We start from the raw sequence: 18549 nt of genomic DNA, 5'->3' as shown, positions 1-18549 counted from the left end.
CCTTTTACTAAACTATATATAGAAAGTCGCCTATTTTTGGGCGACTTTTTATTTGTGGAAATTTCCAGAGTTCTATGAAACGAAAAACCACCAAAGCGTGAAGCTTAGGTGGTTTTTCTATCGTTGTAGTCTGAATTACCTTATTTCTTTTTGTAAGAAGCGTCTTTAATTCTTGCTTTCTTACCTCTAAGATCTCTGAAGTAAAAGATTCTAGCTCTTCTTACTTTACCTCTACGGTCTACTTCAATTTTTTGAAGGGCAGGAAGGTTAAGTGGGAAAACTCTCTCTACTCCAACCTCACCACTCATCTTACGAATGGTAAATGTTTTGGTACCTCCGGTTCCTCTTAATTGAATTACGGTTCCTTTAAAGAACTGAGTTCTTGTTTTAGCACCCTCTCTAATTTCGTAATACACAGTGATGGTGTCACCGGCTTTGAATTCTGGGAATTCTTTTTTTGTAATGTACTTGTCTTGTACGTACTGTAATAAATCCATTTTTTAATAAAAAAAATATGTCAAAGCTAAGCAACATGCACGTCCTTCGTCAGAGGTTGGTTAACAGGTTGCAAAAATACAACAAAATTTTAATTCTGCAACTATTTATTGTGAGTCTACTTATATTTATTCGTTTTAATTTCAATCATGTCCTAAATAAAATTCTTTAATTCAAAATTGTAGCATTTTTTTGAAATAAGGAGTTTGGTATATACCTTTTCTATTAAGAAAACTTTCTTTCAAACTACGCTTTAAACCCTAGGCAGGATTGTCAACTTTGTTCCTTAATAGCACCGTGTTGAGTGGTTAGTTCCAAAATGGAACAAACCACTTTTCGGTCACTACAGTGGTAATTTCTTGTTCACCATAGCTACTTACAGCAGCGAAGAAAGCCCAAGAGTTGGGACGCTTTATCAATCTATCGTCGGTGCATAGGCTATGGAGGGAGTAGTTTACAAGATCACGGCAAATGCCATTGCCCTAGGTATGCATAAACTCCTTAAGTGGAAGGGCAGATAAAAGACCAAGCAAAAACCCACGAAATGTCCAAGTCTAAGGTGGTAGAAGAGATCATGCTAAAGAAGCAAGCTGTAAAAAGTTTCGTTCCTATAGAGGAAATTGCGGAGTTATGCGTATTTTTAGCAACAGATAACGCAAGTGCAGTTTCCGGATCAGCCTTTACCTTAGATGGCTGCTGGAGTGCACAATAAAAGTAAAGACAATGATTGATAAACGAGTTAACAATGCAAAAGAGGCCACAGCGGATATCCAAAGCGGTATGACCCTCATGCTAGGAGGCTTTGGACTGTGCGGCATTCCAGAGAATAGCATAGCCGCCTTAGTGGAATCGGGTATTAAAGATTTAACCTGCATTTCAAACAATGCTGGGGTTGATGATTTTGGATTAGGCTTACTGCTGCAGAAAAAACAAATTAAAAAGATGATAGCCTCCTATGTAGGAGAAAACGCAGAGTTTGAGCGTCAGATGCTAAGTGGAGAATTGGATGTAGAACTCACTCCACAGGGAACTCTTGCTGAAAAATGCAGAGCGGCTCAAGCCGGAATTCCTGCCTTTTATACACCTGCCGGCTACGGTACGGAAGTAGCTGAGGGGAAACAGGTCCAAGAGTTTAATGGTAAAATGCATATCTTAGAGCATGCGTTTGAAGCGGATTTTTCCATTGTGAAAGCTTGGAAAGGAGATCATGCAGGAAACCTTATCTTTAAAGGAACCGCTCGTAATTTTAATTTTCCAATGGCCGGTGCCGGGAAGATTACCATTGCCGAAGTGGAAGAGCTTGTGGAGCCTGGTGAACTAGATCCCAATGAGATTCACATTCCAGGAATTATGGTTCAAAGGATCTTCCAAGGAGCTCAATTTGAGAAAAGAATCGAACAACGTACCACCCGAAAAGATTAGGTCTAATGCTTACAAAAGAACAAATTGCACAACGAATCTCGAAAGAGGTAGAAGATAGATACTATGTCAACCTAGGCATTGGAATTCCAACCCTAGTGGCAAATTATGTCCCTAAAGATTTGAATGTTGAGTTTCAAAGTGAGAATGGAGTCCTAGGAATGGGCCCTTTTCCAAGAGAAGGGGAAGAAGATGCGGATTTAATTAATGCGGGAAAACAGACCATTACTACGCTTCCTGGAGCCTCGTTTTTTGATTCCGCCTTTAGTTTTGGAATGATCCGAAGTCAAAAGGTTGATTTAACGATTTTGGGGGCTATGGAAGTCTCAGAAACGGGGGATATAGCCAATTGGAAAATTCCTGGGAAAATGGTTAAAGGAATGGGAGGTGCCATGGATTTGGTGGCTTCCGCCGAGAACATTATAGTAGCGATGATGCATACTAACAAAGCAGGAGAGAGTAAGGTACTAAAGAATTGTACACTGCCCCTTACCGGCGTAAGATGCGTGAAAAAGATTGTTTCTAACCTAGCAGTGATGGAAGTGACTTCCGAGGGACTTGTGCTTTTAGAAAGAGCTCCTGGGGTTTCTGTGGAGGAAGTGATTGCAGCCACTGAGGCGAAGCTAATCATCAAAGGAGACGTTCCGGAGATGCAGTTCGACTAACTAAAAATAGAAGAAACACAAATCTAGATCATAAAGCTCTGTGAAAGCAGATTAAAAATAGGCCAAGTGAAAACTTGGTCTATTTTATATTTAGGTATTTCCTTAGAAAAGAGAGTGTAAAAAAGCAGCCTAACTTACGGCTCAAAACTCTCAAATTTTCCATTTTCATAGAATAGCACAATTCTTTTAACTCTATTTGGTTCATTATTAGAGGGTTGCGCTTCGTTTTCACGAGGCTTCTCGTCTAATGGCTGAGAATCGTTTAAAAGGGAACCGAGTGAACTAGTAGGCGATTTAGGCGATTCTGGCGCTCTCTCTACTTGAGGGTTTGGAAAGGACGAGGGCAAAATACGGTCTTCAGACTCGGTCACTCCAAAGTTTTCATCATTAATTAAAGCAAATAAATCAGGCATCGATGGGGTTGAAGGGGCCTCAATCTCGCCTTGATCTTGCTCTGGTTTCGTAGGGGCGAGCATCTCGCCTTCGCCCAGTATGAGCCATTCCCATTGGAGTTCCGGGTATTTTTCTCTCACCTTCATTAAGAAGTCGAGTGAGGGTTTGTTTCGTCCCGAGGTAATGTGGGAAATGGAGGAGCGTTGAACTTCCACGGCATCTGCAAATTCAGAAGGAGAAAGCTGAGTGTACTCAATAATTTCAGAAATTCTCTCATTTAAGCTCATAACAATTGCTTTTTTACTAATTACAAATGTAAAACAATCTTTTACAATATTAAAATACAAATGTAATCAGGTGGAGAGATTCACAAGTTACAAAAGTAAAACCAACGCTTAAAGCATTGGTTTTACTATATTTACGTAATCTATAATTGTAAATTAGTGGCGGAAATTCTCATCATTCTCTGGATCGTACTTAAGTTTACGCTGCTTTTTCTGGTCTGGGAATATCAGAGATGCAAGTATGCTTAACGCTAGAATCGAGACGATAATGATTAAGGAATGGAAGGTTTGGAAGCCCCATTCTTCAAGCATATGATGAAAGATCATCTTGAGTCCAATAAAGGTTAATAGGAAAGAGAGTCCTACTTTTAAGAATCTGAACTTGTCGATAATTCCAGCTAGAAGGAAGAACATAGATCGAAGTCCTATAATGGCGAATATATTCGAAAAGAACACGATGTACGGGTCGTGGGTTACTGAGAAGATCGCAGGGATACTATCCACAGCGAAGATTAAATCGGTGGCTTCTATGATTAATAGAACCAGGAATAGGGGAGTCATTTTCTTAACTCCATCGATTACGACAAAGAAATTATGCCCTACAAACTGATTGTGAACCTTAAAATACTTGTTGGCGAATTTAACCACAGGGTGCTTTTCAGGGTCGATTTTATCCTCTTGGTCTTTCTCTAAGAACATCTTCACTCCTGTGATCACAAGGAAGGCCCCAAATACGTACATAATCCATCCGAACTTGGCGATAAGCGCTGCTCCGATGAAGATAAAGATGAAACGTAGGACAATAGCTCCTAAGATGCCCCAGAACAAAACACGGTGGTAGTTCTTTTCTGCTACACCAAAGGCGGAGAAAATTAGGATCATCACAAATATATTATCTACAGAAAGGGCGTATTCCACAATGTACCCTGTTAGATACTCTAAGCCTAGGTTTTGATTGTAGAGCTGTAAGGAATGCTCAAAATTGCCCGGAATGATTTTAATGGGATGTTTATGCTTTATAATGACTTCTTGCAATTGTTGCATGGAATCAATGCCGTGGAGTAGGTGACCGTATGTGGTCAATAGAAAATAGAACCCCATAGAAAGAAGGACAACGAAAAAGCTCATAAGACCCGCTTTTTTCATCGTGACGATTCCTTCTGATTTACGACCCATGTTTAGGTCAATGGCTAGAATAAATAAAATGAAGAGAAGAAATCCTCCCAGAAATAAAAGTTCGTTGTTCATAGAATTAATTATAACGGCAAAGATACTGAAAAACTCAGTTTTATAATAATTTACAAATGTATACACCGGCAAAGTGCTAAGGGAGTTTACAAGCTTGCACGTTTAAATTAATAACTCCAAAACGGGGAGAATACAAGTTATAAACACTTAAAGTAAATATGAAGTAAGCATTTAATAGAAGAATGTAACTATTTGAAATTAAATAAATTGATAATATTGAATTGAATTTAATGCAATCCACAAAATTATCCACAGACATTCTGACATTTTGACCTGTTTGATGAATTTAGGAATGTTAATCATTGTGGAAACTTAAAAAAAATCTATTTTTGATTTTTGTAAATTGAATGACCATGAGTTTTGAATGCTTTTATCGCCCCTGTCCTAATTTCCCTAATCGCTATATATCGCCCGAGAGTGTAGAAAAATTCCTACAGGAGAATCTGAGCGGTTTACGATCGAAGGTGGGAGTCTCGCATGAGGGAAGAGCGATATATAAAGTTTCCTTAGGAACCGGAAGAACTCGTGTGCTTGCTTGGTCGCAAATGCATGGAAATGAGAGCAATTCAACGCATGCGCTGTTTGATATGCTTTTTACTTTACAGGAGCTTCCTGCCCTCAAACAGGATCTTTTTTCTCGAATTACCTTAGATTTCATCGTGATGCTAAATCCTGACGGATCTTTGCGTTGGACACGACGAAATGCACTCGATATTGATCTAAATAGAGATTATTTATACAACTCAAGTCTTGAGTTTCCTATTTTGCGCAAGATTGCGCAAAGCGGATCCTATGATTATGGACTCAATCTACATGAACAAAGAACCCTATTTTCCACAGACGGAGTGCATCCAGCAACCCTAAGTTTTCTTGCACCTGCAGAGAATAAAGAAAGAGAGGTTACTCCTACAAGAAAAAAGGCCATGGCGGTCATCGCAGAACTTGGAAAGTTAATGCAAGGATTACTTCCTAATCAAGTGGCACGCTACAACGATGAATTTTATCCGAGTTCCACGGGGGATAATTTCACTAAGATGGGACTTCCTACAATCTTATTTGAAGGAGGACATTTTCAGGGAGATTACTTAAGAAAAGAAACGAGAAAGTATTATACCATCGCCCTCTATTATGCTTTACAACTCATAGCGGAATTAAAAGGGAGTACAGAAGGATATGAAGCGTATTTTGAGCTTCCAGAGAATAAAGAGTCCCACTATGACCTTATCTATCGAAATGTGAAATTAGAGACCTCTTACGAGTGCATACTCGACATTGCAGTTCAATACCGAGAAGTCAAAAAGGAAGAGAATCCAGATATTTCGTTTGTTCCCATCGTAGTAGAAGTGGGAGATTGCAGTTCGAAAAAGGGATGGGTGGAAATCGATTGCACAGGGAAGAAATTCAAAAGTTCTCGAAAGTACCCGAAGTTAGATGAGCCTATGGATTTTGAAATCATCTAAAGAATGAATCGGTTAGTCGACGACTTCAATGCCGCTAGCCAGGATTCGAATTTGCGTAGAGTCGCTGGATTTAGCACTTTCTTTCGTGCGCTGTCTCTCTTGTGCAATTCCTTCTAATAGGACCTGTTTACCCCGAATGTCTTGAGGCACGAAAAAACCATAATCTTTCATCTGGACTAAGAATTTTTCATTTTTTGGAGTTTTAATGACGATCCAACACCCTTTGTTTTCACAAACCTGAGTGACTTCACCCTGAAGGGTTATTTTTTTGCTGGATTTTCCGTCTTTAACCGTTTGTTGAATAGAGTTTAAGGATTGCGTACGAGGAGAAGAACCTACTTTTTCACCAAAAGTTTGGCCTTTTTGTACTGATTTGGAGGGAATTAAATTGGAAGAATCCACCTTTTGCGCAAGTACAAAGGTACTCAGGCCCAAGAGTAAAATGATTAGTTTACTTTCAATATATTTCATGGTGGGGCAAAAATAGTTAAATTTTTAGAAGTCACCATGCCCATTTTTTTAATTATTTGATATATTTACGTCTCCAAACTAATTTTATGAAAAAACAATTAAAGCTGTGGGACGGAATCATGCTCGTGATGGGGTCTATGATCGGGAGTGGGATTTTTATCGTCAGTTCCGATATGATGAGAAATTTGGGTTCCGGCTATTGGCTTCTCGTCGTATGGGTGATTACGGGGATCATGACCATCTCGGCTGCAATCTCTTACGGAGAGCTTTCTTCTATGTTTCCTAAAGCGGGCGGGCAGTACACCTACATGACGGAAACTTTTGGCAAAAGGACGGGATTCTTGTACGGATGGGGTCTTTTTACCGTGATTCAAACCGGTACGATTGCTGCAGTGGCCATGGCTTTTGGAAAATTTACCGCTTATTTAATTCCGGCTCTGAACGATTCTGATCCTTTGTTTCAAAGTGGAACCTTTCGAATTACTTACGTTCAAATTCTTGCGATCGTCGTCATTTTATTTCTTACTTATATCAATACGCGAGGCGTAAAGAACGGAAAGATTCTGCAAAATGTATTTACCGCGAGTAAAATTTTAGCCCTGGTGGGAATCATTATTTTTGGGTTCTTGCTTATTAAAAACTCCCATTGGACGGAAAACCTGAGTATGGGATGGAATGCCTTTCAAAATTTAGGAGAGCAGGTTGGAAACGATTTAATTTCCACAAGCTGGAAACCCATTAGCGGAATGGCTTTAATGGGCGCAATTGCAGCTGCAATGGTAGGCTCAGTCTTTAGTTCGGTTGCTTGGGAAAACGTAACGTTTATGTCGGGGGAGATGAAAAACCCAAAGGTGAATATAGTACGCTCGATGGTGATTGGAACCAGCGCAGTGATGGTGCTTTATTTGCTTGTGAATTTTGTGTACTTAAATGCATTAGACCGCGATGGAATGGCCTTTGCGGATAAAAATAGACCTGCTGTCGCCGTGGCTGAAGTCATGCTTGGAACCGGCGGAACTGTGGTTATGGCCCTTTTGGTTATGATTTCGACCTTTGGATGCATTAACGGACTTGTGCTCGCAGGTGCGCGGGTGTATCAATCCATGGCAAGAGACGGTCTTTTCTTCAAATCTGCGAAAGAAAACAACCGTTTTGATGTTCCGGGCAAATCGTTGTGGATGCAAGGTGCCTGGGCCTCTGTGCTTGCCCTCTCGGGGCAGTATGGGGATCTTCTTGATATGATTTCGTTTGTCATTGTGCTGTTCTATATGATTACGGTCTTTGGGGTCATTTACCTTCGCTATAAAAAACCAGAACTTCCTCGTCCATACAAAGCCTGGCTTTACCCCGTAACTCCGATTCTTTACCTCTTGATTGGATCTGCATTCTGTATCTTGCTTATCCTTTATAAACCTCAGTATACATGGCCCGGATTTTTGCTCATTTTAGCAGGTCTGCCTGTGTATTATTTTGTGAATCGAAAAAAATCCAAATAGAGCTGGCTTTAAAGCCAGCTGCCCTTCGAATCCCTTCCTTTGGGTACGAATAGGCCCTTTTTTATGCACTCAATAGAGTTCTCAAGAAAGTATAGGTCTTAGTCCATGGTTAAGTGGGATTCTTCATATAGAAAGCCTTACGAGCCATCGCTGTAAAGCTTTTTTCTTTTGCGAAGCTCTTTTGCATGGATTTCTTCTTTTAAATTGGCCTTCTTTTGCCTATTTTTACCAAAAATTTATCGACATGACGAATTGGAAAACTGTGAAGGAGTTTGAGGACATCACGTATAAGAAAAGCGGTGGGGTTGCCCGCATTGCTTTTAACCGACCAGAGGTTCGCAATGCCTTCCGACCAAAAACGACCTCAGAGCTTTATGAGGCGTTCTTTGATGCCTCAGAAGACCCGTCTATCGGAGTCGTTTTGCTCACTGGAGAAGGTCCCAGTCCCAAAGACGGAGGCCATGCATTTTGCAGTGGAGGAGATCAAAAAGCCAGAGGCCAAAAAGGCTATGTAGGAGAAGACGGTAGACACCGACTCAATATTTTAGAAGTACAACGACTTATTCGTTTTATGCCCAAAGTCGTGATCGCTGTGGTCAACGGCTGGGCCGTAGGAGGAGGGCACTCTTTGCACGTGGTTTGCGATTTAACGCTGGCGAGTGAAGAGCATGCTATTTTTAAACAAACCGATGCCGATGTGACTAGTTTTGATGGAGGGTACGGTTCGGCTTACCTAGCTAAAATGGTAGGTCAAAAGAAAGCCCGAGAAATCTTTTTTCTTGGACGCAATTACAGTGCTAAGGAAGCTTTTGAAATGGGTATGGTGAATAAGGTGATTCCTCATGAGGAGCTTGAAACGACAGCCTATGAGTGGGCTCAGGAGATTTTAGGAAAATCCCCAATGTCGATTCGCATGCTTAAGTTTGCAATGAACTTAACGGACGATGGGATGGTGGGACAGCAGGTTTTCGCTGGCGAAGCCACACGTCTTGCATACATGACCGATGAGGCCAAGGAGGGGAGAAACGCCTTTTTGGAAAAAAGAGATCCTGACTTTGGTAAAGACCAATGGATTTCATAAAAAAGAACTTTTTTAGTAGAGAATAAAAGAATGACAGAATGGATTAAAGCTGCACGTCTAAGAACACTTCCTTTGTCGGTGAGTGGAATTATCGTGGGCTCGTTTATCGCCAAATGGCGTTTGGAAGAAAGAGGAGAGTTTTGGGATTGGAGCCTGTTTGCACTTGCACTACTCGTCACACTCCTTTATCAAATTCTATCGAATTTTGCCAACGACTACGGCGATGGCATCAAGGGAACCGATGCACTTCGCTCTTCGAAAGCAGAAGCAAGGGCTGTAGGTTCGGGAAAAATTACAGCCGACCAAATGAAAAAAGCGGTGATCGTCTTGGCGGCACTTTCGCTTTTGGCGACGCTAGCACTCTTATATCAGGCCTTTTGGCGCTATGGACTCAACCAAGAGTTCTATACCTTTTTGGGACTTGGAGTGGCCTCTATACTTGCTGCCATCGGATATACAGTAGGCAAGAAGCCTTACGGATATTTAGGACTTGGGGATCTGATGGTCTTTTTGTTTTTTGGACTTGTGGCCGTAATGGGAAGTTACTTCCTTTTCACCAAATCCTTTGACTACGATGTACTTGTGCCTGCAGCGGCCATAGGCCTGCTTGCCACAGGGGTATTGAATTTAAATAACATGCGGGATTTTGAGAGCGACAAAGCTTCAGGAAAAAAGACCTTTGCTCAGAAGATTGGATATCGCTACGCAATGGTCTACGAAATGGTTCTTTTGCAACTGCCTATTATTCTTATTTTGGTGTTTTTGATGCTCAATCAATTCCACGAAAAAGGCCAATATTATGCATTTATCGTCATGATTATGCTCTTTCCTATGGCGGCCTTACGACGACGCATTTTGCAAACCAAATCCCCAGAGGAACTTGATCCGTTCCTAAAACAATTGGGTATTCAGACCCTAACCGTAAGTATTTTACTAGCGGCAGGGCTCACCTTTTTTAATTAATGCTGCGTTCACTTTTTTGGCTTTTAAAATCAAGGGAGTGAACTAAAAATAAATACAATGAAAATACAATTTTTAGGACAAAATTGCTTTTTGTTTACCTACAAAGGCCAAGTAATTTTAAGCGATCCTTTTTATTCGTTTCAAGAGAAGCTCTCAGGTTTTCAACTCGAGAACCAAAAAATCGATTACATTTTAATTACCCATGCGCATGGGGACCATATCGCGGATGTAGACAAAGTTTTAAAGGCGTATCCTGAGGCTGTGGTCATAGGACAACCTGAAATTTGCGATTATTTCAAAAGCAAAAACCAAATTGACATCAATTTGGGCGGTTCTGCAAAGCTGCAAGATCTAAAGATCACGATGCTTCCTGCGCAGCATACGAGCTCGTTTCCGGACGGATCGTATGGAGGAGTACCTTGTGGGTATATGTTCCGATACGAAGGCAAAAATCTATATTTTGCGGGCGATACGGGCGTGATGGCAGATATGGCTATCTTCCCAAGAGAGTTCGGAGCGATTACAGCCGCTATTCTTCCGATTGGGTCGCATTATACCATGTGCGCGAACAAAGCTAGTTTTGCTGCTTCAGAACTCTTAAATACGCCCCGAGTGATCGGATGTCATTTTGATACGTTTGATGCAATTAAAATTAACCATGAGTCGGCTCAGGCTAGTTTCAAAGAAAAAGGGGTGGAACTTGTTTTGCCTAAAGTAGGGGAAAGTTTTGAGGTATAGGCATAAAAAAACGGCAAGCGATCTACATCACACCGCTACAACCAATTACCTTTGCTGCGTTCCCGCCCTGGAGGATTCTCAGGAGCTGGTTGTGTAGGACTTGCCGAGTGCAAAGATAAGGCAATTATTTAAAATTCAAAATATCCATTCAAAATTATTAATCAATTCTTATATCACTTTATGTTCAAAAATGTTTATACCACTGGATTCATGCTCTTTATCGTCGTCATGATCGGTTTTTTCATTACCAATATATTTTTTCGAGACATCAATTACTACCGAACTTCGATCACACTTAGTGCTTTTTTCTTACCCTTTGTCTTTGCTTTAGGGGCCTTTTTCTCCGTCACTACCTTTGTGAAAAACTCAGAGAAGGTAAGTTTTAAGGAAGCCTATGGAAGAGCCTTCATGCCTATGTTCGTAGGCGGTCTGCTTTCCATTGCCTCTATTTTTGTGTACTTAAATTATGTGGATAAAGACAGTAAGGATCTTTTAAATTACCAATACATCGAGAGCTTTGAACGCTCACTCGATGAAGAATATAACAAAGGAAAGAATGTCTTTAAACCCGAGAGTGAGGAGATGAAAGACATTGAAAAGAAGTACGCTCAAGGGAAAGAGCGGATTGAAAACAAAAGACAAGTAGGGGAAGATATGTTCTCCATGAAATACTTTGGGTATGTTTTTGCTGGCTACTGCGCCTTTTTCCTTTTGTTTTCTTTATTTTTTGGATCTTTTTTCAGAACGAGAACTTATGCGTAAATTTGCGTAAGTCAAGTTTTTTAATCGCTTGTTAAATTCTAAATATTATCGTTTGAATCTGTCTCTAGTAATTCCGCTACTCAATGAAGAAGATTCCCTAGAGGAACTCTTTACACGGATCGACACGGTCTGCCGCACTGAAAATCTTAGCTATGAACTGTGGTTTGTAGACGACGGAAGCACGGATCTTTCGTGGAGCATTATTGAAAATATTAAAATACAGCACCCCCAGGTGCACGGAATCCGTTTTGCCAAAAACTATGGAAAATCGCAGGCTTTGCATGCGGCTTTTCAAAGGGTCGAAGGGGATGTCGTGATCACCATGGATGCGGATTTGCAAGATTTCCCTGAGGAAATTCCGGAACTCTACCGAATGGTTCTCGAAGGGGGATACGATATTGTTTCCGGCTGGAAGAAAAAGAGGTTCGACAACGTGATGACTAAAAATCTGCCTTCCAAGCTTTTTAATGCGGCGGCAAGAAAAGTGTCAGGCGTCAATTTGCATGATTTTAATTGCGGATTAAAAGCCTATCGAAAAAAAGTAGTGAAAACCATTGACGTGCATGGAGATATGCACAGGTACATTCCGGTCCTCGCAGCCAATGCAGGGTTTAGGAACATTACGGAAAAACCGGTTCAGCACCAAGCTCGGCCTTACGGAGTCTCTAAATTTGGGACCGAACGTTTCATTCGAGGCTTTTTGGACTTAATCACCTTATGGTTTATGAGTCGATTTGGAGCAAGACCGATGCACTTTTTCGGAGCCTTGGGAACTCTAATGTTTGTGGTGGGACTGCTTAGCGCTTTAGGGCTAGGTATCTCCAAATTGATTAATGTTTCCAAAGGAATTTATGGGAGCTTAATTGCCCAAAATCCATGGTTTTATATTTCCCTTACCATGATGACTTTAGGAACTTTACTTTTTATTGGAGGTTTCCTTGGCGAACTTTTGATCCGAACCAACCGAGATCACGAAAATTACCATATTGAAGATGTAATCTAAAATGAAAAACAGTCCATTTTATCTGATCCTACTGCTTCTTCTAAGCGCCTGTGGAGAGGTTTCGCCGAAAGGCGATTTAGAAAGTAAAGAAGTTCCAATTGAAAGTTTTAAAACACTTGAATTGGATGGGAAATTTCGTGTGTTTTATGTTCGAAACAGCGCGAATGAAATCTATATTGAAACCTACGGGAACTTCATCAAAAACTTAGACATTAGTCAAAAGGATGGGGCGCTCTCCATCAAAGAAAAGAGAGAAACGAAGGGAGGAGACTTTTACAATATAACGATCTTTTCCTCCTCTGTGCCTACCTCTATTGAAGTGGGAGATCAAGTGGAGCTTTCCATTTCAGGCGCCATCAAGGGGGAGTCTTTAGCGCTGAAATTAAAAGACCAAGCCAAATTTATTGGAGCGCTGGAATTTTCAAATACTTCTATTGATATGAGCAGTTTGGCGAGAGCCAATTTCTCAGGTTCCTCGAATTTAGCGCAAATTAAGATTCAAGATACGGCGCACATCATTGCTCCTTATTTTGAAATTGGTACGCTAAAAATAGAGGCTCAAAACGGTCCTTATGTCGAGGTGCACGCTGTGGATACCTTGAAAGGGGAGATTAAAAACACGACAAAGCTTTTGTATTACAATACGCCTACCACAGCCTTGAAGAAAGAATCCACGGTTCAAGTAGAGCAAAAGCAGTTAAATTAAAAAACCAAGTGATATGACAACATTGGAAAAAGCAAAATTATGGCTGAGCGATCCTTTTGATGCTCAGACCCAAGGACTCGTACAGGCACTTATTGATTCCAATTCTCCGGATTTAGAAGATAGTTTTTATAGAGAGTTAGAATTTGGAACCGGAGGCATGAGAGGTATTATGGGAGTAGGGACCAATCGTCTCAACCGCTATACGCTTGGGCAGGCCACACAGGGTCTTGCCAATTACCTGCACGAGCAATTTCCTTCGGAAGAAATCAAAGTAGCGATTGCGTACGACGTACGTCACAATTCAAAAGAATTTGCAAAACTCGTAGCGGATGTTTTAACGGCCAACCGAATTAAAGTGCTTTTGTTCAAAGAGCACAGACCGACACCTGAGCTTTCCTTTACGGTAAGAAATAAGAACTGTAATGCAGGTATCGTACTTACCGCTTCGCACAATCCTCCTGAATACAACGGCTACAAAGTATATTGGAATGACGGAGCTCAAATCGTACCTCCGCATGACGAAGCGATTATAAGAGAAGTTTACTCTGTGAAATTTGATGAAATCAAGTTTGGTGGAAACGACGCCTTAATTGAATGGCAAGATGAAACCGCGGACGAGGCTTATATAAAGGCCTGTATAGAGAATTCCATTTACCAAAAAGTAGGCTTTGAAGATTTAAACATCGTCTTTACTTCTATCCATGGAACGACCTATACAACCGTTCCCCAAGCCTTAGAGAAGGTGGGATTCAAGAAAGTAGACCTAGTCAAAGAACAGATGATTCCTAGTGGGAATTTCCCAACGGTGAAAAGTCCAAATCCTGAAGAACCTGCAGCCTTAGAAATGGCTTTAGATTTAGCGAAATTGACCAATGCAGACATCGTCATTGGAACGGATCCGGATGGAGACCGATTAGGCATTGCCGTTCGAAATTTAGAAGGAGAAATGCAACTTCTCAATGGCAACCAATGCAATACAATCCTTACTTATTACATCCTAGAACAATGGAAAAAGAAGGGCAAGATTAAAGGCAAAGAATTCATTGGTTCCACCATTGTAACCTCGGATATTTTCTTTGACATTGCAGAGAAATTTGGAGTGGACTGCAAAGTGGGACTTACCGGATTCAAATGGATTGGAAAAATGATTCGGGATCACGAGGGAGAGGAGAAATTTATTTGTGGAGGCGAAGAGAGTTTCGGCTTTATGACAGGGGACTTTGTTAGAGACAAAGATTCCTGTGGATCCATACTTTTGGCCTGTGAAATTGCTGCTTGGTGCAAATCGAGAGGGACCACAATGTTCGAATACCTAATCGAAATTTATGAGGATCTTGGCCTTTACTACGAGGGACTTATAAACGTCGTGAAGAAAGGGCAACAAGGAGCCTTAGAAATTCAAGAAATGATGCGTGAGTTCCGTGAGAATCCTCCAAAAACGCTTGCCGGTTCTCCTGTGGAAGAAATAAAAGACTTTCAGTCTCAGAGCTGCACTCGGGTATCCACTGGGAAAACCGGTCCAATGGACGGGATTCCAAAGAGCAATGTACTTATCTATTATACGATGGACGGAACCAAAGTCTGCGTGAGACCTTCAGGAACCGAACCTAAAATTAAGTTCTATGTTTCGCTAAAAGATACCTTGGATAAGAAAGAAGAATTTAACTCTAAAATAGAAAATTTAGAACTTAAATTGCAAGAAATAAAAACAGACTTAAATCTGTAAATGATTTTTAAAAGAGCGGTCTTCTTAACTGAAGACCGTATTTTTTTGATAAATCTGAGGGCTAAACACTAGGAATGACCTCTCGGTTCAGAATTATTTTTGTATTTTTGAAAGCCTGAAATTTATAAATTAATCAATTGATTTAGAATAGGATAGGGCTTAACCTGCCTTTTTTAGAATTTCAGAATGAAGAGAGTAAAAAGTAAACGTGTTAGTCAAAAGATAGAAAGTAGTACAAAACAAAATCCCTAAAGAAGTGAAAGTATCTCGACTCGCCGCCCATTTGATCGGCTCGGAAATCATTAAGATTGGAAATCAAGTGAATGAAATGAAAGCCCAAGGGGCCGATATCGCCAATTTAACGATTGGAGACCTTAATTCGGATTTGTATCCCATTCCTAGCTTTTTAAAAGAAAGGATTGAAATTGCGTACGATCATAATTTGACAAACTATCCTCCTGCAAACGGAGTAAAGGAGCTCCGAGAGGCCATTTCTGGAGATTTAGATTCTCGTTATGGGTTAGACTACAGTCCAGAGGATATTCTAGTGGCCGGAGGGTCAAGACCTTTAATTTATGCAGCGTTTCAAACGTTAGTAGATCCAGGGGATAAGGTGGTCTATCCGGTTCCTTCCTGGAACAACAATCATTATTCTTACCTTTCCCAGGCGGAAAAAATTGAAATTCAAACCTCAGAAGAAAATTTCTTTCTCCCTACCGCGAGTGAGCTAGAGCCGCATTTAAAAGGCGCGACCCTTTTAGCACTTTGTTCTCCATTGAACCCGACAGGAACTATGTTTTCGAAATCACAATTGGAAGAAATTTGTGAGTTGGTCGTGAAAGAAAACGAATCAAGATCTTCAGATCAAAAGCCTCTTTATCTTTTGTACGATCAGATTTATGCCCTTCTCACGTTTGATAAAACTCATTTTAACCCTGTATCGCTCAATCCAAAAATGCGTGCGTACACCGTTTTTATTGATGGGAGTTCCAAATGCTTTGCCGCCACTGGACTTCGCGTGGGATGGGGCTTTGGTCCGAGCGAAGTCATTTCCAAAATGAAAGCTCTGTTAGGTCACGTGGGAGCTTGGGCACCTAAACCTGAACAGAAAGCGGTGGGTGAGTTTCTAAATGAAAGTGAAAAAGTAGATACCTATGTAGAGGAGTATAAGGGCAAATTAAATGAAAGTCTTAAAACGCTTCACGGGGGAATTCAAACGCTTAAAGAAAAAGGATTTTCGACGGACAGTATTGAGCCGATGGGAGCTTTGTACCTAACAGTGAAGCTTGATTATATAGGAATGAAGCAGCCTAGCGGTAGTTTGATTGAATCTTCCAGCGATTTGGTTTTCTATCTAATAGAAAACGCAGGCGTAGCCTTGGTTCCTTTCTCCGCCTTTGGCGCGAGCCCTGAGATGCCCTGGTTTAGAGCCTCGGTTGGAGGGCTAAGCCTTGAGCAAATTAAAGAGCTCTTTCCTCGATTGGAAGCGGCACTTTCTAAATTGAGCTAAGTTTATATTCAATCGATCGTGCGCAAAGAGCGCACCCTATTTTAAAATCTCTATTTATGAAAACCATTGCAGTGATCCCCGCTCGCTATGAGGCGAGCCGTTTTCCAGGCAAACTCTTAGAAAAACTAGGCGATCGGTCTGTTATTTTAACGACCTATCAGAACGTGGTGGAGACAGGACTGTTTGATCAGGTTCATGTGGCCACGGACAGCCCCCTTATCTATGAGGAAATTGTTTCCCACGGAGGAAATGGGGTGCTCACAGGGGAGCATGAAACCGGTAGTGATCGCATTGCAGAAGCGATTAAGGATTTAGACTGTGATATTGTGATCAATGTGCAGGGTGATGAACCCTTTTTGAAAGCAGGTCCTCTTGAACAACTCATTTCTGTTTTTGAGAAGGATGCGAATAAAGAAATCTCTTTAGCTTCGCTAAAAATTGAGATGAAAGAGTGGGAGGATATTGAAAATCCAAACCATGTGAAGGTCATTACGGATGAAAAAGGGTACGCCCTTTACTTTAGTCGGTCGGTTCTTCCGTTTCCGAGGGAACGAAGTGAAAAAGTTCATTATTACAAGCACGTAGGGGTGTATGCCTTTCGAAAACAGGCGCTTCTGTCCTTTGCCTCGCTGGAGCAGAAACCTCTTGAAATTTCAGAAAAAATCGAGTGTCTTCGGTACCTTGAACACGGTATGAAAATAAAGATGGTAGAAACCGATTTTGTAGGCGTCGGGATCGACGTACCTGAGGACTTAGAAAAAGCGAGAGCCCTCTTAAGTTCTAGGAAGGAAAACAACCCGTTTTAAATAAAATATTTTATCTTTGGTCATTAATCAAATATGAAAGTACTCTATAAAATACTCTTTGTTCTCTTTGTGAGTTTCTCACAATTTGCGTTTTCACAAACAGGCAAGGAAATTATTGAAAAAAATATTGAGCTCTCCGGAGGTCTTCGCAATTGGAAGTTATTGAACTCTGTGATCCTTTCTGGAAAAGTCACATTAGGAATCAAAGATGAGTATCCGATTCGGATCTATCAGCAGAGGCCTAATTTAACCAAAACCATGATTACCATTGGTAAGAAGAACATGGCAATTGAAGGCTACGACGGAAAGGACGGGTATGCGATGAATTACGCGGCAAACAAGCTTCAGAAGTATCCAAGCTATAGCCCTGAGAGTTTTGATAATGATTTTATTGATTTTGAAAACAAGGGGTTTCAAGCCAAGTATTTAGGGAAAGAAAAGGTAGGGGATAATTACTGCTATAAAGTAGAGCTACTGAAGAATGTGAACCGCACGGTGTATTATTTTGATACGAAAACCTACATGCTTTTAAAAGAAGAAAAGAAAGACGAAACTCTTTTGTATTCGGATTATGAAAAGGTAGGAAGTTTGCTGTTTGCACATCGTATTGCGAGTGAAACCGAAGGTGAGCAGTCGGATTATGTGATGCTCATTACAAAAATAGAGGTGAATAAGGAGATTCCAGCCTCTGCATTTAAATTCTAATTCAAAACGAATTAGTAGAAACCTAAAAATAAGGAAACGATGAAAAAAGTATTTATTTTATTGTTGTCCGCCTTGAGTATTGTGCAGTCGTGCATGAACCAGAAAAGCGAAACATCAAAAGAAAAAACCAAAGAGCAGATGGGAAAAACAATATATGACTTTAAAGTGGAGAGCCTTGACGGAGGCGAGATTAATTTCGCCGATTTTAAAGGCAAAAATATTCTGATTGTCAACACAGCCTCTGAGTGTGGATTTACGCCTCAGTATGCCGATTTAGAAACCTTAAGCAAAACTTATGGGGATAATCTTGTGGTAGTAGGGTTTCCGGCAAATAATTTCGGTTCTCAAGAGCCCGGAACGAACGAAGAAATTGGCGCATTTTGCGAAAAGAATTTTGGAGTAACCTTTCCAATGGCTGCCAAGGTCTCAGTAAAAGGTGATGATACAGCGCCCATCTTTAAATACCTGACGGAAAAAGAACTCAATGGAGTGAAGAACACAACCATTCTATGGAATTTCACAAAATTCTTATTAGACGAAAATGGAAAACTAGTGGATACTTATATTAGTACGACCAAACCTACGGACGAAGCGATTACGAAGCACTTATAGTCGTGC

20 protein-coding genes and 1 other RNA gene are annotated in these 18549 nt (G+C 40.8%); 16 read left to right on the top strand and 5 right to left on the bottom strand.

Annotated elements, in window-relative coordinates:
• Window positions 1–140: 140 nt before the first annotated feature.
• Entirely contained in the window at window positions 141–497 is a 357-nt protein-coding gene (gene rplS / locus AC3IRX_RS02235) for a 50S ribosomal protein L19 (protein ID WP_459083869.1), read from the bottom strand.
• Between the two features lie 503 nt (window positions 498–1000).
• Here rplS and AC3IRX_RS02230 point away from each other — a divergent pair.
• Genes AC3IRX_RS02230 through AC3IRX_RS02220 form a run of 3 tightly spaced genes read left to right on the top strand, consistent with a single transcriptional unit; the run spans window position 1001 to window position 2579 of the window.
• The gene (locus AC3IRX_RS02230; protein WP_489210859.1) at window positions 1001–1207 is read left to right on the top strand and encodes an SDR family oxidoreductase; all 207 of its coding nucleotides are present in this window, start codon (window positions 1001–1003) and stop codon (window positions 1205–1207) included.
• 11 nt (window positions 1208–1218) lie between these two features.
• Window positions 1219–1917, top strand: coding sequence for a CoA transferase subunit A (locus AC3IRX_RS02225; RefSeq protein ID WP_459083871.1), 699 nt, complete (start codon window positions 1219–1221; stop codon window positions 1915–1917).
• A 5-nt stretch (window positions 1918–1922) separates the two neighbouring features.
• Window positions 1923–2579 carry a CoA transferase subunit B gene (locus AC3IRX_RS02220; RefSeq protein ID WP_459083872.1) on the top strand — a complete coding sequence of 219 codons (657 nt, stop codon included), beginning with the start codon at window positions 1923–1925 and terminating at the stop codon, window positions 2577–2579.
• 134 nt (window positions 2580–2713) lie between these two features.
• On the opposite strand, the gene AC3IRX_RS02215 is transcribed toward AC3IRX_RS02220, so the two are convergent.
• Both AC3IRX_RS02215 and AC3IRX_RS02210 read right to left on the bottom strand, forming a co-directional pair.
• Window positions 2714–3259, bottom strand: coding sequence for a helix-turn-helix domain-containing protein (locus AC3IRX_RS02215; RefSeq protein ID WP_459083873.1), 546 nt, complete (start codon window positions 3257–3259; stop codon window positions 2714–2716).
• Between the two features lie 153 nt (window positions 3260–3412).
• Window positions 3413–4504 (bottom strand): TerC/Alx family metal homeostasis membrane protein, encoded by a 1092-nt coding sequence (locus tag AC3IRX_RS02210; protein ID WP_489210858.1) that lies wholly within the window; start codon window positions 4502–4504, stop codon window positions 3413–3415.
• Window positions 4505–4857: 353 nt separating this feature from the next.
• Between AC3IRX_RS02210 and AC3IRX_RS02205 the strand changes: the two genes are divergently transcribed.
• Complete coding sequence (locus tag AC3IRX_RS02205; protein ID WP_489210857.1) at window positions 4858–5964, top strand: M14 family zinc carboxypeptidase; 1107 nt, start codon at window positions 4858–4860, stop codon at window positions 5962–5964.
• 12 nt (window positions 5965–5976) lie between these two features.
• On the opposite strand, the gene AC3IRX_RS02200 is transcribed toward AC3IRX_RS02205, so the two are convergent.
• Window positions 5977–6435 (bottom strand): DUF4920 domain-containing protein, encoded by a 459-nt coding sequence (locus tag AC3IRX_RS02200; protein ID WP_489210856.1) that lies wholly within the window; start codon window positions 6433–6435, stop codon window positions 5977–5979.
• An 86-nt stretch (window positions 6436–6521) separates the two neighbouring features.
• Between AC3IRX_RS02200 and AC3IRX_RS02195 the strand changes: the two genes are divergently transcribed.
• The 4 genes from AC3IRX_RS02195 (at window position 6522) to AC3IRX_RS02180 (ending at window position 10713) form a co-directional block, all read left to right on the top strand.
• Entirely contained in the window at window positions 6522–7931 is a 1410-nt protein-coding gene (locus AC3IRX_RS02195; protein ID WP_489210855.1) for an APC family permease, read from the top strand.
• Between the two features lie 244 nt (window positions 7932–8175).
• Window positions 8176–9012, top strand: a complete 837-nt coding sequence (locus tag AC3IRX_RS02190; RefSeq protein ID WP_489210854.1) for a 1,4-dihydroxy-2-naphthoyl-CoA synthase — start codon at window positions 8176–8178, stop codon at window positions 9010–9012.
• 30 nt (window positions 9013–9042) lie between these two features.
• The gene (gene menA, locus AC3IRX_RS02185; protein WP_459083879.1) at window positions 9043–9975 is read left to right on the top strand and encodes a 1,4-dihydroxy-2-naphthoate octaprenyltransferase; all 933 of its coding nucleotides are present in this window, start codon (window positions 9043–9045) and stop codon (window positions 9973–9975) included.
• Between the two features lie 57 nt (window positions 9976–10032).
• Window positions 10033–10713 carry a metal-dependent hydrolase gene (locus tag AC3IRX_RS02180; protein ID WP_489210853.1) on the top strand — a complete coding sequence of 227 codons (681 nt, stop codon included), beginning with the start codon at window positions 10033–10035 and terminating at the stop codon, window positions 10711–10713.
• 8 nt (window positions 10714–10721) lie between these two features.
• Here the strand turns inward: AC3IRX_RS02180 and ffs are convergent.
• Window positions 10722–10819: signal recognition particle sRNA small type (ffs, locus tag AC3IRX_RS02175), an RNA gene on the bottom strand.
• A gap of 74 nt (window positions 10820–10893) precedes the next feature.
• On the opposite strand from ffs, the gene AC3IRX_RS02170 reads away from it, so the two are divergent.
• From AC3IRX_RS02170 to AC3IRX_RS02135, 8 genes are all read left to right on the top strand, one after another.
• Window positions 10894–11475 carry a DUF4199 family protein gene (locus AC3IRX_RS02170; protein WP_459083881.1) on the top strand — a complete coding sequence of 194 codons (582 nt, stop codon included), beginning with the start codon at window positions 10894–10896 and terminating at the stop codon, window positions 11473–11475.
• 52 nt (window positions 11476–11527) lie between these two features.
• Window positions 11528–12478, top strand: coding sequence for a glycosyltransferase family 2 protein (locus AC3IRX_RS02165; RefSeq protein WP_459083882.1), 951 nt, complete (start codon window positions 11528–11530; stop codon window positions 12476–12478).
• A gap of 1 nt (window position 12479) precedes the next feature.
• Entirely contained in the window at window positions 12480–13184 is a 705-nt protein-coding gene (locus AC3IRX_RS02160) for a GIN domain-containing protein (protein ID WP_489210852.1), read from the top strand.
• Between the two features lie 13 nt (window positions 13185–13197).
• Window positions 13198–14910 (top strand): phospho-sugar mutase, encoded by a 1713-nt coding sequence (locus tag AC3IRX_RS02155; protein WP_489210851.1) that lies wholly within the window; start codon window positions 13198–13200, stop codon window positions 14908–14910.
• Between the two features lie 256 nt (window positions 14911–15166).
• On the top strand, window positions 15167–16420 hold the full coding sequence (locus AC3IRX_RS02150; RefSeq protein WP_459083885.1) for a pyridoxal phosphate-dependent aminotransferase: 1254 nt from the start codon (window positions 15167–15169) through the stop codon (window positions 16418–16420).
• 56 nt (window positions 16421–16476) lie between these two features.
• Window positions 16477–17226: a 3-deoxy-manno-octulosonate cytidylyltransferase gene (gene kdsB / locus AC3IRX_RS02145; protein ID WP_489210850.1), complete on the top strand. Its 750-nt coding sequence runs from the start codon at window positions 16477–16479 to the stop codon at window positions 17224–17226.
• Window positions 17227–17259: 33 nt separating this feature from the next.
• The gene (locus AC3IRX_RS02140; protein WP_489210849.1) at window positions 17260–17931 is read left to right on the top strand and encodes a LolA-like protein; all 672 of its coding nucleotides are present in this window, start codon (window positions 17260–17262) and stop codon (window positions 17929–17931) included.
• Between the two features lie 39 nt (window positions 17932–17970).
• Complete coding sequence (locus AC3IRX_RS02135) at window positions 17971–18543, top strand: glutathione peroxidase (protein ID WP_489210848.1); 573 nt, start codon at window positions 17971–17973, stop codon at window positions 18541–18543.
• Window positions 18544–18549: the final 6 nt, after the last annotated feature.

Source organism: Epilithonimonas sp. KH_059 (assembly GCF_057838485.1).
The sequence above is the reverse complement of the archived record's forward strand: the minus strand, read 5'-3'. Positions and strand labels throughout refer to the sequence as shown.